The 14,050-nt window shown below is 46.1% G+C and carries 20 protein-coding genes; 16 read left to right on the top strand and 4 right to left on the bottom strand.

From position 1 onward, the window contains the following. The first annotated feature begins 69 nt into the window (after window positions 1-69). From BAA9072_RS15635 to BAA9072_RS15625, 3 genes are read left to right on the top strand one after another with little or no spacing between them, the layout of a single operon-like run. Entirely contained in the window at window positions 70-267 is a 198-nt protein-coding gene (locus tag BAA9072_RS15635) for a hypothetical protein (RefSeq protein WP_201715617.1), read from the top strand. Continuing rightward, window positions 264-566, top strand: coding sequence for a hypothetical protein (locus BAA9072_RS15630; RefSeq protein WP_201715616.1), 303 nt, complete (start codon window positions 264-266; stop codon window positions 564-566). The genes BAA9072_RS15635 and BAA9072_RS15630 overlap by 4 nt, the downstream gene beginning before the upstream one ends. After that, a complete protein-coding gene (locus tag BAA9072_RS15625; protein ID WP_201715615.1) occupies window positions 563-859 on the top strand; it encodes an RNA polymerase alpha subunit C-terminal domain-containing protein in 297 nt (98 codons plus the stop codon). Before BAA9072_RS15630 ends, BAA9072_RS15625 begins: the two co-directional genes overlap by 4 nt. Window positions 860-944: 85 nt before the next feature. On the opposite strand, the gene BAA9072_RS15620 is transcribed toward BAA9072_RS15625, so the two are convergent. Beyond that, entirely contained in the window at window positions 945-1,730 is a 786-nt protein-coding gene (locus BAA9072_RS15620) for a class I SAM-dependent methyltransferase (RefSeq protein WP_201715614.1), read from the bottom strand. 66 nt (window positions 1,731-1,796) lie between these two features. Here BAA9072_RS15620 and cidR point away from each other — a divergent pair, with 66 nt between their 5' ends. The 3 genes from cidR (at window position 1,797) to BAA9072_RS15605 (ending at window position 3,787) form a co-directional block, all read left to right on the top strand. Beyond that, complete coding sequence (cidR, locus tag BAA9072_RS15615; RefSeq protein ID WP_201715613.1) at window positions 1,797-2,690, top strand: cidABC operon transcriptional activator CidR; 894 nt, start codon at window positions 1,797-1,799, stop codon at window positions 2,688-2,690. Window positions 2,691-2,879: 189 nt separating this feature from the next. Next, a complete protein-coding gene (locus BAA9072_RS15610; RefSeq protein WP_201715740.1) occupies window positions 2,880-3,416 on the top strand; it encodes an acyl-CoA thioesterase in 537 nt (178 codons plus the stop codon). Next, window positions 3,413-3,787 carry a hypothetical protein gene (locus BAA9072_RS15605; protein ID WP_201715612.1) on the top strand — a complete coding sequence of 125 codons (375 nt, stop codon included), beginning with the start codon at window positions 3,413-3,415 and terminating at the stop codon, window positions 3,785-3,787. Before BAA9072_RS15610 ends, BAA9072_RS15605 begins: the two co-directional genes overlap by 4 nt. Window positions 3,788-3,889: 102 nt before the next feature. Here the strand turns inward: BAA9072_RS15605 and BAA9072_RS15600 are convergent, their stop codons facing one another. Then, a complete protein-coding gene (locus tag BAA9072_RS15600) occupies window positions 3,890-5,260 on the bottom strand; it encodes an aminotransferase-like domain-containing protein (protein ID WP_201715611.1) in 1,371 nt (456 codons plus the stop codon). Window positions 5,261-5,405: 145 nt separating this feature from the next. Here BAA9072_RS15600 and blaOXA point away from each other — a divergent pair, with 145 nt between their 5' ends. The 4 genes from blaOXA to BAA9072_RS15580 all read left to right on the top strand — a co-directional run bounded on the left by blaOXA (window position 5,406) and on the right by BAA9072_RS15580 (window position 8,045). Further along, the gene (gene blaOXA / locus BAA9072_RS15595; RefSeq protein ID WP_201715610.1) at window positions 5,406-6,188 is read left to right on the top strand and encodes a class D beta-lactamase; all 783 of its coding nucleotides are present in this window, start codon (window positions 5,406-5,408) and stop codon (window positions 6,186-6,188) included. A gap of 246 nt (window positions 6,189-6,434) precedes the next feature. Continuing rightward, entirely contained in the window at window positions 6,435-6,647 is a 213-nt protein-coding gene (locus BAA9072_RS15590) for a hypothetical protein (RefSeq protein WP_201715609.1), read from the top strand. Window positions 6,648-7,347: 700 nt separating this feature from the next. Next, the gene (locus tag BAA9072_RS15585; protein ID WP_201715608.1) at window positions 7,348-7,788 is read left to right on the top strand and encodes a GNAT family N-acetyltransferase; all 441 of its coding nucleotides are present in this window, start codon (window positions 7,348-7,350) and stop codon (window positions 7,786-7,788) included. After that, window positions 7,785-8,045 carry a hypothetical protein gene (locus BAA9072_RS15580; RefSeq protein ID WP_201715607.1) on the top strand — a complete coding sequence of 87 codons (261 nt, stop codon included), beginning with the start codon at window positions 7,785-7,787 and terminating at the stop codon, window positions 8,043-8,045. The genes BAA9072_RS15585 and BAA9072_RS15580 overlap by 4 nt, the downstream gene beginning before the upstream one ends. 71 nt (window positions 8,046-8,116) lie before the next feature. On the opposite strand, the gene BAA9072_RS15575 is transcribed toward BAA9072_RS15580, so the two are convergent. Then, window positions 8,117-9,895: an extracellular catalytic domain type 1 short-chain-length polyhydroxyalkanoate depolymerase gene (locus BAA9072_RS15575; protein ID WP_330999302.1), complete on the bottom strand. Its 1,779-nt coding sequence runs from the start codon at window positions 9,893-9,895 to the stop codon at window positions 8,117-8,119. Window positions 9,896-10,030: 135 nt separating this feature from the next. Here BAA9072_RS15575 and BAA9072_RS15570 point away from each other — a divergent pair, with 135 nt between their 5' ends. From BAA9072_RS15570 to BAA9072_RS15550, 5 genes are all read left to right on the top strand, one after another. Next, window positions 10,031-10,744, top strand: a complete 714-nt coding sequence (locus BAA9072_RS15570) for a DUF2711 family protein (protein WP_201715606.1) — start codon at window positions 10,031-10,033, stop codon at window positions 10,742-10,744. Between the two features lie 11 nt (window positions 10,745-10,755). Next, complete coding sequence (locus tag BAA9072_RS15565; RefSeq protein ID WP_201715605.1) at window positions 10,756-10,935, top strand: hypothetical protein; 180 nt, start codon at window positions 10,756-10,758, stop codon at window positions 10,933-10,935. 11 nt (window positions 10,936-10,946) lie between these two features. Next, entirely contained in the window at window positions 10,947-11,201 is a 255-nt protein-coding gene (locus BAA9072_RS15560; protein ID WP_201715604.1) for a phosphatase, read from the top strand. 200 nt (window positions 11,202-11,401) lie between these two features. Continuing rightward, window positions 11,402-11,893: a hypothetical protein gene (locus BAA9072_RS15555; protein ID WP_201715603.1), complete on the top strand. Its 492-nt coding sequence runs from the start codon at window positions 11,402-11,404 to the stop codon at window positions 11,891-11,893. 92 nt (window positions 11,894-11,985) lie between these two features. Further along, a complete protein-coding gene (locus tag BAA9072_RS15550; RefSeq protein ID WP_201715602.1) occupies window positions 11,986-12,444 on the top strand; it encodes a DinB family protein in 459 nt (152 codons plus the stop codon). A gap of 35 nt (window positions 12,445-12,479) precedes the next feature. Here BAA9072_RS15550 and BAA9072_RS15545 read toward each other — a convergent pair whose 3' ends face one another. Further along, window positions 12,480-13,673 (bottom strand): MFS transporter, encoded by a 1,194-nt coding sequence (locus BAA9072_RS15545; RefSeq protein WP_201715601.1) that lies wholly within the window; start codon window positions 13,671-13,673, stop codon window positions 12,480-12,482. A gap of 208 nt (window positions 13,674-13,881) precedes the next feature. On the opposite strand from BAA9072_RS15545, the gene BAA9072_RS15540 reads away from it, so the two are divergent. Next, window positions 13,882-14,050 (top strand): KGG domain-containing protein (locus tag BAA9072_RS15540; RefSeq protein ID WP_201715600.1); only part of this gene is annotated, 169 nt, incomplete at its 3' end.

Raw genomic sequence — 14,050 nt, 5'->3', positions numbered from 1 at the left:
CTATTTTATCATGAGGAAAGGATTGAATAGGGTAACATATTTTGGAATAATAAAAATAGGAGGGATTGTATGAAAATGAATGGATATCTTATTCGTTTATCGGTCTCCATCATGTTGATCTTTGGAGGGACACTTACGATATACTATAGTAAAACGGGAGACTTTCTTGTGTACAATCTGATCGCTACTTGTATCGGTATGGTCCTCCTTTTAGCATCATGGGTGTGGAGGACCAGGAACAATGCAAGTAAGGGGGAAATGATATGATAGTATGGCTAAATATCGGCAGCCTGCTGCTTGGACTTCTGGCATGGACCCTTCCGGTGGTGAACCTGTTCCAGAGCAGAAAAAATCACGTCGCTTTTACCATGTTGAGCATGGGGGCATGTGCCGTATCCTTATCTTTTCAGATCTTTTATCACTATCATCTGGTCACAATCGGGGACTGGTCCGCGATTATGGACATATCGGGGTCCGTGGCGTTGGGGGCAGCTGTGCTTCTCATCGGGACGATTCTTTTGAATGCCATGACATTGATTCCTAAAAAGAAAGAAGCGATAACATGACTTTAGAGGGAAACGTGAAAATTTGCGACAAAGGTCACACCTATGTGAAAAAGAGTGATTGCCCAAGTTGTCCCATTTGTGAAAAAGAACAAAAACCCGAAACCGGCTTCCTATCCATCCTCGCAAGTCCGGCGAGAAGAGCTTTAGCAAATAACGGAATCAAGACTTTGGAAGAGCTGGCTTCCTTCAGCGAGAAAGAGCTTCTTGCTTTTCATGGAATGGGTCCATCGTCCATACCGAAGCTTCGGAAGGTGCTTGTAGAGAAGGGATTGTCGTTTAAAGGGGAGAGTTGATGGCACATGACCATCATACATATAATGGGAATCGGGTCCTTTAAGTGAATAAAGCTCAGAGCGCAACTTTCTGCTCTGAGCTTTGTTATTTCGCTTTCTTCCCACTCAACACCATCGCATTTCCCAATACTTTCTTGTTCCATAAGATCTTTGGAAGAGGGAGGATGTCTGTCAGTTTGTACTCTTTCAATTCTACTACCCCGTGCATCGTCAAGTCAGCTACCAGTTCTGTTTTCTTCCCGAATGTGTTTTCATCCAGGAAGAGATCCATAAAGACAAAAGTACCTCCAGGCTTGATCACCCTTAGTGCCTCTTTCATGACGTCCGTTTTATTCCGTGAATCCTTCACCTCATGAAATGTCAGACAGCTGACAACGATATCAAATTCCGCATCGGGGAAAGGGAGCTTAGAGGCACTTGCTTTTAAAAAATGGATCCGATCTGAAACTCCTTCGATCTCTGCGTTTTGTTCGCATTGTCCTTTCGAATATTCCCAATTCTGACCCCAAAAATCGATCCCGGTTAACGATGAATGGGGAAATCTCTTAGCGAGTTTGATGATCAGAGAGCCGCTCCCTGTACCTATATCAAGGATTATTCCACTGCCATCATCTACCTTGGAGACAATCACATCATGAATCTTGGACTGATAACTCCCACCAAAAGCTGCAAATTGATAGGTAGAATAACTAAGGATAAAGGCGATATATAGAAACGGCAGTGCAAGCATTCCGGATAAAAGGCGTAGGTATACCGGAATGGGGAATAATGTCACCAGGAGAAGAAGTAGTGATATACCTAAGAAAATAAATAATTTGTTCATTCGTATCCATGTTTGATAGGTTGGTTTGGTAGTCAAACGATTCGCCATCCTTCACATCTATAATAAGTTTGTTATGATTATAACGAATTTGACATCGTAAAAGAAGGTGAGCATGTGGACATCAGGCACTTAAAATATTTTATAGAAGTAACGAGGTTCAAGAGTTTCACCCGTGCGGCGGATCATTTGTTTGTGACCCAGCCGACGATCAGTAAGATGATCAGGAATCTGGAGGATGAGCTCGGTGTGGAGCTGTTCGACCGTTCCCGGAAGCAGCTCGTGCTGACGGATGCGGGGCGGGCGATTTTAAAGCAGGCCCAGACGATCGATAAGGCGTTTGAGAATGTCCAGCATGAACTTGATGATCTGATCGGTCTGCAGCGGGGACATATCCGCATCGGGCTGCCACCGATCATGGACGCGGGCAAGTTCATTAAGGTGCTGGGGGAATTCCATGCACTTTATCCCGGGATCACATTTCAGCTGATCGAAAATGGGACGAAGCGGATTGAAGAGGATATCCTGGCTGATCAGCTCGATGTGGGGGTTGGTGTCCTGCCTGCTGCAGAGGAGGACTTTCACCATTTTTCGTTTATGAGGGAAGAACTCCGGATCGTGATACCGAGGACGCACCGATTGGCCGGAAGGAAGCAGGTGAAATTAGTAGAGCTTGAAGACGAACAGCTTATTCTCTTTAATAAGGACTTTGCGCTGAATGACCGGATCCGCGGGGCTTGTAAAGAAGCAGGTTTTATCCCCAAAGTGGTGTCTGAAAGTTCTCAGTGGGATTTCATCGGGAAAATGATTGAAGCGGAACTCGGCATTTCGATCCTGCCGAACAGCGTCTATGAGCAATTGAAGGAGGACCTCGTCGCTATCCGCGTCGTAAAGCCCGTCATTGAATGGGACCTCGCCATCATTTGGAGAAAGAATCAGTATCTATCCTATGCCACGAAAGAGTGGCTGACTTTTACCCAGGAACGATTGATGGGGAGCATTTCTGACTAAGAAATGCTCTTTTTTTGTCTTCTATTTTGGAAAAGTGGATATTGATACCATTCGGTTGTAAGCCGTTGCATAGACAATATCTATGATGATGATAAAGAACATTCATTTCACTTATCCTACTTCGGGGCGTACACTTTGGGTATCAAACGTTTGAAATACCATTACACAAACAGAAGGGACTTGTTCTTCATGGTAAACAAGAAGCATCCAAAAGAGAGTCTGGTCGTCAGCACGGATCAGGTAATGATCAATGACTTAAATAACTACAATACCCTGTTCGGAGGGGTGTTGATGAAAAAGCTCGATAACAATGCGACATTATCCGCGAGACGTCATGCCCGGGTGAAGGAATGTGTGACCGCTTCAACGGATTCCATCGACTTCCTATATCCGATCCATCAAAGTGATTCCGTGTGCGTCGAATCCTTCGTCTCGTATGTCGGAAATAAATCAATGGAGATTTTCTGCAAGGTGATTGCCGAAGACATGATCACGGGAGAAAGACGAATGGCGGCAACAGCCTTCTTAACCTTCGTCGCACTCGATGAAAATAAAAAGCCTGTCAAGGTGGCGGAAATTGTACCGGAAACAGAAGAAGAGAAATTTTTGTTCGAATCAGGAAAGGAACGGGCGGAAAGAAGACGCGTTCGCCGCAAACAGAGTAAGATCCTGAATGACATCATCGGACTCGAGAAACCTTGGAACTTGGGAGGGGAAGCATCATGACCACAATGCTTGCTGGAATGAACGAATTGCATGAAGCGAAAAGAGATGTGGAATCGCTGAAACAAGCATACCCTGAACTGAATGAGCAGCTCGTCCACGTCGCAAGCCTGACGAGACAATTACAGTTGAAGTACGGATACATGGGGTCACTGCTCCGTGATAAGGAGCTGCCGGATTACGAGCCGCAGTTTGTGAGAGACTCGATCCTCTCACTCTATCAAGAGGAAGTTCGAAAGCTGAAAGAGCATCCGCATATCGTACAGCTTAAAGACATCATGAAAAAGCACCGACAAATCAGTGACTCGAAATTATTTTTATTGATCCTTGGCGCGAAGCCGGAACTGCTGCAGGGGTCGACGATTATAAAATAATGGAGAGGGAAGCCGGAAGAGGGGAGTCTTCCGGTTTTCGTTTTTTTATGGGGATGTAGGGGAATTCCTGGATAAGGAATTTTCGACCCTATTCCCTAGAATCTATTTCCAAATCAATCCTTTTTCCCGTTCTGCCACCAACTCCCGAATCGTCTGCCCCATCACTTCGATCCCATCCCTGATCATATTCTCCTCCACATGCGACACACTGAGTCTGAGCTCATCATCTCTTTTCATATCTGTTAGGTACATGGACTCCGTGCTCTGGGCGAGAACATTTCTATTCCCTAATCGTTCAATGAGCCGGTCTGCTTTTACATGAGAAGGCAGCCTGACGGTAGAGTAGAATCCCGATGTCGGGCAAGTAAAGAACGTCCCCTCAGGCATGAAGGTGTGATACGCCTCACGAAGCAATACGCCTTTTTTTTGATACAGCTTCCGGATCTTTTCAATATGGGCCGCGAACATTCCGTTTTTTAAATAAATCTCCAAAGCTCCCTGGGTGATGACAGGAGTGTGGACGTCGGAAGCGAATTTGGCACGGGTAAATCCTTCTATCAGTTCCACAGGCAGGACGGCAAGCCCCAGACGGAGACCGGGGAGGAGGGTTTTGGAGAAGCTCTTTGTATAGATGACCCTCCCGTTAGGCTGGTAGGCAAACATGGGGTCCTGCTTTAAATCTGGATCCAGATCCCCCATATAATCATCCTCAACGATGTACACATCATACGTTTCTGCAAGCTCGACAATTTTCTTTTTTTCCTCATTGGTGTAGCTGTGGCCGGTAGGATTATGAAACCTGGAGACGACATAGAAGAATTTAATGTCATTCTGTTTAAAAATGGTTTCCAGCCGCTCAAGGTCAAGTCCGTCCCTTCCGACTTCAATGCCGACGCTGGGCTGCCCCCTTAATGATTCGATGAAGCTCGGATGTGTGGGCTGTTCGGTGCAAATGACCTTTTTTCCATTGGGAAATGGGAGGCGGATCAGGATATGAAGGGCCTGTTGGGATCCCGTTGTGACGGCGATTCGTTCCGGGATCGTGAATACCTGGAGATCCCGCAGCTGACGGGCCAGTTCCCGGCGGAGGGAGAGTAGCCCAAGGAGTTCGGAATAGGTGAACATATCCTCCTTATACCGGTCGATCGCCTGGTTCATGCAGTGTTTGTAATCAAGATAGGGCATGGCATGCTTGTCGGGACCTGCGGATAAAAAATCATAAAGGGGCACGCTTGAATCCCGTTGCCTTTTAAAAGGAAAATCTTCGACAAGATAATAGCCGCTTTTATTCACGGCATAAATTTTGTGGCTGAACTCCAATTCATTGTACGCTTTAATGACTGTGTTCAAGCTGCAGGAATACTGTTCAGCGAGTGATCTGATTGATGGCAGGCGGCTTCCTGGCCTGAGTTTTCCTGACTCGGCCAAGTCTTCGATGTAACGTATGATTTCTTCGAATTTTGCAAGGGACATCCTGATCTCCTCCCGATCTGTATGGGTACAGTCTATGAAAAACGACATGGGGCGATTCCTTTTCTGTCAGTATACTAGAAAACAAGAACGGGGGGCATGGACGAATGGCCTGTCATTCTAGTAAATTAAATGGGAGTTGAACGAAATGAAACGATTGGCAGCACTTGTACTGAGCGTTACCCTTATCGTCTTGGGAGGAACCTATGCCGATGCCAAGACTAATATCCAATCTGAGATCACCGGCATGCTGAATGGAAAGGACGCGACAATCATTATCCGGAACGTGAAGACAGAGAAGGAATTCATTTATAACAGGAAGAGGAGCGAGCGGAGGTATACCCCGGAATCGACGTATAAAGTGCCCCACGCACTGATTGGATTGACGACAGGGGCCGTCAAGGATGAATATGAGGTCAAGAGATGGGACGGGACAGTAAGGGAATTTCCCGACTGGAACAGGGACCACACCCTTGCCTCGGGCATGAGATACTCCGTGATATGGTACTATCAGTCCATGGCACGTGATATCGGGGAGAAGAGAATGAAAGAAAATCTGGAGCGGATGGATTATGGGAATGAAGACATCTCAGGTGGAATCGATTCTTTCTGGCTCGACAGCAGTTTGAAAATATCGGCCCGTGAACAGGCAGACTTTTTCGAAGGGCTTGTGGAAGAGACCCTTCCCTATGACAAGCAGCAGATGAGAACGGTGAAACGCATCATGATCAATGAAGAACAGGACGACTATACCATTCACGGAAAGACCGGGACACGTCTATCGGATTACGGCCTCGGCTGGTACACGGGTTATGTGGAAAGTGCCAAAGGGAATTGGGTATTCGCTGTAAATCTGGACGGAAGCGGAACTGAAGCGAAGAATTTGACGGTGGAAGTGTTGGAAATGTTGCATATCATTCCGGAAGAATAAATGAGAGAGCTTACCTTTGGAAGGTAAGCTCTCTTTCTTGCACCTAAAAAAAGGATTGAGAAACATCCCATTATTTGAAATAATTAGAAAAAACGCGGGGGGATTCTATAGAAATGCTCTTTCTTGTTAATGGTATCATCGACATCCTGAGTGGGGTCGGGATCGTCTTTTTAATCTTGATCTCCTTTTTGATTTTTTCGATATTAAAAGATAAAAAATAATGGCTGCTGGTTAAGAGGTGGACACATGGAAATGAAAAAGAAGTGGCTTGCTGTGTTTCAAATTATTGGGGTGGCGGGTTTTGCAGTAGGTGTCTTTCAATTTACAATCGGATTCTTCATTGGATTCCTCTGTACGGGTTTATATTTTATGCTAAATAATAAAGATAACGTGAAAAGTCCAGGGATGGCAACCGGCATCATCGCTTTTGGCTATTCCTTTTACTCCCTGACGTTTTAGCCTATGATGAAACGATTGGTGGAAAGGCTCATTTATCTAGTATTTACGCTGTTTATTTTCATCGTGTTATGGAAAGGGACGGCTTTTCTATGGGAAGCTTTCGTGCCGTGGAACGTTAAAACCGATATGGCGATGCTGTTTATTGTAGGCTCTTATCGTAAAGATTGTTGTTCTTGAACAATTTGTTGCCTGAGCTCTGTAACCGGTGTTGGATAGAAAGAGCTGAGCGTTGTTCACTCAACACTTAGAAAGAAGGTAGAGTTAGAACGTAAGGTATTTATATATGTCTATTTCAGACACACACGCTTTGAGAGTTGATTGGAACGGAAGGTGCTCGACTCCTGCGGGAATAGCGGGAAATGCAGAAAAGCGGAGGCGGCTCGTTCAGTCCCGACAAGCATAAGATGAATGGGCTAAGAAGGCGTTCTTTGCCTTCTTGGTCCATTTGGCTTATGACCTCGAGGGGCTAGCCGCCGGAGCTAGACAAGTTGAGACCCCGCAGGGCGAAAGCCCGAGGAGGCTCAACTCACGCCCCGCGGAAAGCGAGCACCTGTAGTGGAAATCAACTAGCACTCACTAATTTAAGAGCAACAAAGTTTGCGAAAACAGCCTTATTGTAACACCGATACTTATTGCCTTATCATTCATTTTATCAACAATTGCATTTCAATACACGAAAGACCCTTGAGGAGGTGCATGGATGAAAGCAGACATTATTCCCTTCCATCCAAAGTACGCTGAAGAAACCGTGGTCATGTGGCGGGAAAGTAAAGAACGTGCCATAGGTCAAAAGGAAAAACATGGAGTGGACAGTCACCTGCATTTTTTAACTCATATTCTTCCCCAAGACTTCCAAGTTGATTTAGCACTGAAAAACGGAGAAGTAGCCGGAATGGCGGCATATAATGAAAGGGAAATAAGCCAGCTATACATTCATGTTGAGTACCAGGGACTCGGGATCGGGCAGTTGTTACTGGATAAAGCGAAAGCGAAGTCCAGCGGGTGCTTGACTCTATACACCTTTGAAGTGAATCTGAATGCGCAGCGCTTTTATGAAAAGAACGGATTTGTGGTGATCGGCAGGGGTCACGAGAATGAGGAGAATCTGCCGGATATTCAATATGAATGGAGGATGACATGAAAAAATACTTTGGTCTGCTATCGTTTAGTATTCTGATTGTCACGTTCCTGATTTTACAGTCCCTTGTCGGGAAACAGATTGGCCAGTTATGGATCTGGATCATGTTACTTGGATTCGGTGGCGCAGCCTTTTCCTCCTGGTATAGTGAGCCGGGGTTTTGGAGGAAGGCATCGGCGGTGATTTTGGTCGTGTTTCCGGCTGGGTTTATACTGTTTATCGTGTTGTTTATGGCTGGGTTGATGGGAGTGGGGTTTTAAGTTCATCTTTGATAGGAATGAAAACCATCAGGAGCCCTGGGACTTCTGATGGTTTTAAAAGAAGTGAATCCTTAATTCGTTCCATTGATGATGAGGGTCGGTGAGGTTTCCCCGTTGCCGCCCCCGTAAAACACAGCCTGATTCGCAGTAAAACCGGCGACCGTTTCAGCCTTCAGTTTAAATTGTGTTTTCTCATTTTTGTTCAGTTGTGAGATGGCGCCAGCGGGAATTTCCACATCAATGTAGCTTGAGGTGGCAGGGGTGGGAAAGCTGGTTATATTGGTAAGACTCGGACTGGCGGAATAGTCGCCAGATTCAATGGATGCACTGCCAAAGGTTCCATTTTTGATATCCATAGTGATGGAAGGAACTGTTCCGGTAAGGGATTTGGTGTAAAGGCGGATCGTGGCAGACTCTACGGTCATGTTCTCAATCACACTCGTATCAAAAGATAGAATCCCTCTAAAGGTATCGATATTGTACATGCCTTTATCACCGACTTTGATGTCATCGTTTCCTTTCCCATCTGCAATGAATTTCCCGGAAAAGCCGTCTTCATCTGGAGTGGAGGCGATGGTGATCCGGTCATCTGGAGCGCCTTCATTTATCACGTATACCTCCTGTTTGATCGCTTCCTTTTGCCCTGAACGGTCCTGACTGAAAAATGTAAGGATCGTATCATCCGTGATCTGGATGGGGCTTGAGTACAGAGTGGATTGCACTGTTGGATTCGAGCCGTCGGTTGTATAATAGGTGTCGGCCTCTTCATTCGTCAAAAGCTCTACCTCAATGGGGTGAGAATAGGTTCCCCCTTTGGGTGTAGCTATCGTAATGGGTGCTGTCTCGTCACCTCCACCGTTGTCATCACCACTGAATGAATGAAAGAATTCCCACATCATCCGGCTCGCATCGGGACCTTGTGGATCTGTATAGCTCCCTTGTGAACTCCCGCCGGACCATGCATGCCCCATGTTCTGGACCTTCACCTTTTTCATCCAAACCTTTCCGTCACCGCCTTCATAATCGTTGACGATATAGCTTCTTCCGCCGGATACTGCCCCATTTTCTGTCCGGTCAGGCTGATCATCCATCCACCCGTCTTCCGATCCGTTTTGTGCTAAGTCATTGGTGACTGACCACTGAGTGATGACTTGATCTCCATTCACCGGACTAACCGTATAATCAGAGGTCCCATGGAAGACGATGACGGGCAAAGCTGATGCGCGACTGCTCATTGCCTGGTAAGCGAGTCTTCCTTGTGTCCCTGGATTCGGCCCCCCACTCGACATGGCAGTGAATGCCCCGGTCATACTTGTCGCCGCCTTATACTCAAGCCCTGAACCTACACCGATTCCTGAGAAGAGATCTGGATAAGTTGCCCCCATGATTACACTCATGGCGGCGCCGGCTGACAGTCCCGCCACATATACTTTCTCATTCTGGATTGAATAGTCATTCTTTATAGAATTGACCATCCCGGCAATGATAGCAGGTTCCCCACTTCCACGGGACTGATGGGCTGCTTCAAACCAGTTCCAGCACTTATTGGAATTAGAGCTGCTCGTTTGTTCCGGATAAAGGACCAAGAACCCTTTTTCATCCGCAAGAGTATTCATCTTCGTGCCTGTGGAGAATTGACTTGCATCCTGTGTACAACCGTGAAGCATCACATACAGAGGATAGGCCCTGCTTGAATCATACTGTTCAGGAACATACAATTTGTAGGGCTTTCCCCCATAAGAACCGTTCAGAAACTGACCTGCAGCAATAGAAGAACCCGGAAACAACGTACATGCCCCTAACAACATAAGCGCAACAACTGTCACCCACACTTGTTTACCTTTCAACAAAAGACGCCAACCCCTTTCATCTAATGAGTCAAGTGTAAGAGAATTCAGTTACAAATGAGTTACATGGAGATTATGGAAAAAACAGGATTATCCCTGCGAGTTGGCGAATAATTTAGAGTGTGAAGGAGGGGGCGAATGTCTGAAAACAGAGTGTTACCCGAACCGTATCGTTATTCAGTGTGTTCAGATGCGGACATGCCGATAAAAGAGTTCTATAAAAATGTATTTGAAGACATATTCATATTCTTCCATCCATTTATTAAGCCACTGACTATCGACTTCGCATTGTTTAATCCGGATACGTATCCCGGTAAACGGGAGATGGTGGATCATTGTGAGAAAATCACCTGGCAGGAGTTCATGGGGACATCCAGATTATCGAACTTGGCAGAAGTGGATATCGGCCTCAGAAGTATCGTCCTTGGGCTCAATAAAAAATATGAAAACCGAACCTGGGCCAAACGTATCATGGAAGTGTGTGAGGAGAGAAAGATTGTGTTTCCTTCCGAGGGGCTCTTCCCAGACCTCGTCATGGATGATCTGCTCCGTGCCATGAAAAAAGAAGGATATAACTGGATATGGTGCGGGGATGAATTTTGCACAGAAAGAAAGCTTGAGCATATGGACGATATTATACATGATGATGGCATCATTCTTCATCGGGAACGTCGAAACCTCTTCACCCACGATCAGAAAATCCTTGTGACTACCCATTGGGACAGTCATTTTTCCATGATCTGTGGTGACAGACAGACATTGAGTAGAATCGTAAAGTCAGCTGATCTGGAGGGATTCTTCTGTGATGAGGAGACGGAGATTTATTGGAGTGTCAAAAATGGTGCTCCTTAAAGGAGGAACACATGACGAAGGAAAAGCAGAAGCGGGTTCAAGAGCTTTACCGTGAGAAAAAACGGGATGATTCTTCGAATAAATCATGTACTTTCGTGATGATACTTTTTGTAATTCCGGTGCTGATTCTCCTTGTGACGAGTGCTTTGTTCGATCTGGGAGTTCAGCTGCCGGAGTTTTTTGGTAGATAGGGTGTGTGGTGATGAAACCATTATTGACAGGGTTAACATGCTTAGTGGCCAGTTCGATTCTTTATGGATCAACGCTTATAGCGGCATCCGTTTATTCGCGCATGCTGGATGAGGCGGATGGATTAGGCTGGGACCGAAGATATGGGATTTATGGAACTGCTATGCGGGACATTGGTATCGTTCCCATTGGATTGGCGGTTTTAATCGCAGTTGTGGGAATCTTGTTAATAATACGGTCCCTTAAGGGGGATTTCGAGAGAGGCTAAAATGAAGAAAATGCGTGATAAGAGGCGGTATTCCCGTAATCCGTGGAAAGGCAAAGTGGAGTTGGTGTGCGAGCAGCCACTGGCATTCAGGGAATTGGTCGCTCCTGCCCAACCTTATTAGGGTTATTAAGATCTATGTCATTCATTTTCATAAAGGGACGAGAGAGAGTAGGACATTTGGAGAAAAAGGGGTTAGCTGGATGAGGAAATGCTGGATTGCAGCTGTACTGCTTGTGATGGTAGTAGGGGGAGGAACGTATTTTTCTATTAAGAAGAATCCTCCCTTGGAAATCGGTACCATTGGACAAAATAAGGATGGAACGACTGTGCTGGTCGGAATCACCAATCATGGATTTAAGGATGCGAAAGTGATGGGGGTTAAGGTCAATCATAATGAAACTCCTGAACAGGTGAAGATGCAGGTGAGTAATCTCCTGAGAGGATACGCGATAACTGGTGGGCCAAAGGATAATCTCCCGGAAGAAATCAGTTTCAAAAATATAGAGGACGTCAAAATTCAGGCGGGGCCAACACATGCTGAACAAATGGAGAGTCTAGATGCCGGGACTGCTTCCAAGTGGGACAGGATTTATGCTGTGAATGTGTTCCACGACAAAGAAGTACATCGGGTGATCATCGAGTATCAGTACTTTGGGATGACATTTCATGAAACAGTAAAGGTCCATTTTTAATGCCTCACGCTTCACTCCAAATAAAAAGAGGAAACCTCCTGCTCTATCTGGAATGTATTAATGATAGGCAAATACAGGAGGAGGGAAAACAAATGAACGCCAAACAAGTTCTACTCATGCAACTCGAAGCCTGCCACGATCAAAATACCTGGTTCGTCTCATTGATCAATTCCATTAACGGCCTCACAGAACAACAAGCCACGTGGAAGCCCAATGAAGGGAGCAATTCCATCTCTGAAATCATCCATCACCTCATCTATTATAATCAGCGTCACTTGAATCAGCTGAAAGGGATTGAAAATGAAGAGAGGACGGGGGAAAGTACGTTTAGGAATAAGGATGGTCTCAGTTGGGAGGAAACGGGAGTACGGATCAATCAATTAATGGCAGAATGGAAGAAGGCGGTCGATGAGGCTGATGAAGTGAGTCTGACAAAATGGGTGGAGGTCATTGCCCACCTCACCATCCATACCACTTACCATGCAGGGCAAATTCTTTATATTAGAAAATTACAGGGATCCTGGGGTCCTGAAGCAGGCGTGAAGGGATAAGGCCAAAGAAAGAGGACTTCTCGGCAAGTCCTCTTTTATATTGATCGTATTACGTCCCTTCTCCCTAACATAAATGAAATGCCAATTGAAATGACGGAGAGAGCCACGATCATCCACACGACACCGGCCCAGTTGAACTGGTGATAGAAGCTTCCACTGACGGTACCGCCGACACTGGAACCTGCGTAATAGGCGGATAAGTAGAGGGCCGAAGCCTGTGCTTTATCATGGACGGCCAATCGTCCAACCCAGCTGCTTGCGATGGAATGGCCGGCGAAGAACCCGTATGTGAAGACAGCGATCCCGATCATTTTGACCCAGAGATTCGGGTGCAGGGTCGTTATCACGCCAGAAAGCATGATGACTAAAGACAGCGGCAGGATTCTCTTTTTTCCATATTGATCAGCAAGCATCCCCATCCACGTTGAGCTGAAGGTGCCGACGATATAGACGATGAAAATGAAGCCGACAACGGTCTGGCTGAGGGAGTAGGGTGGAGCGATCAGCTCAAATCCAATGTAATTGTAGAGGGAGACGAATCCGCCCATCAAGAGAAACCCGATGGTGAACAGAAACGTGAGTCCCGGCACATTGAATTGACTGAGCAGGGAACCGGCCAATGACTTCAGCTTGAAGGCCCGGGGTTCGAAATGGACAGACCGTGGTAGAAGGGTCATGAAGATGATACTCGATAATAAGCTGATGATCCCGATTCCCATCAAGGCGACATGCCAATTGAAGTAATCGGTAAGGACGCCGCTCATGATCCGTCCCGACATTCCCCCGATGGAGTTTCCGCTGATGTATAATCCCATGGCCATCCCCAGGCTTTTCCCTTCGATTTCTTCACCAAGGTAAGCCATGGCGACGGCGGGCAGCCCGGCAAGTGTGATGCCCTGCAGGATCCGCCCGGCTACAAGCATATGAAACCCCGTGGCAAATCCCGTACAGATGGCAAGGATGGAGGAAGCCAGAAGAGAAAATGTCATGACGGACTTTCTTCCATATACGTCCGACAAGGATCCTGCGATTAAGAGACTGATGGCGAGAGCAATAGTGGTAGAAGACTGGCTGAGACTTGAAGTGGCGGGTGAGACATTGAAATCACGAGCGATTTCCGGCAGCAGGGGCTGTGTTCCCCACAGGATGGCGAAGGTGCTGAATCCGCCTGCAAAAAGAGCAAGATTAGTATTCTTGAAGGCTTTTGTTCCCCGCTTGATGTATTCCATGTAACAAGTCTCCTTTATTTTATTTCCTACAAGTATCATACACCTCCCCGGCAAGCACTTCTATTAAGAGGGTTTACTCTTCTATAGTAAAAATTAAATTACAAAAATGTTAAAAACCGACATTTTCGTTTAACTCTGCTCTCACGAGGTATATAAAAAATGTACAATCGTACAACACCATTTACCAAACTTAAGGAGGATTTTATTTATGGCAAACAGTAACAACAACAGCAACAACAAAATGAGTTACGAAGAAGCTGGCCGTAAAGGCGGAGAGCAAACAGCGAAGAACCATGACAAAGAATTCTACCAGGAGATCGGTGAAAAAGGTGGAGAAGCGACTTCGGACAATCATGACAAGAAATTTTATCAGGAAA

Source organism: Rossellomorea arthrocnemi (genome assembly GCF_904424705.1).
GTDB lineage: Bacteria > Bacillota > Bacilli > Bacillales > Bacillaceae_B > Rossellomorea > Rossellomorea arthrocnemi.
Note: the sequence above shows the minus strand (reverse complement) of the source record. Positions and strands in the feature narration are given on the sequence as shown.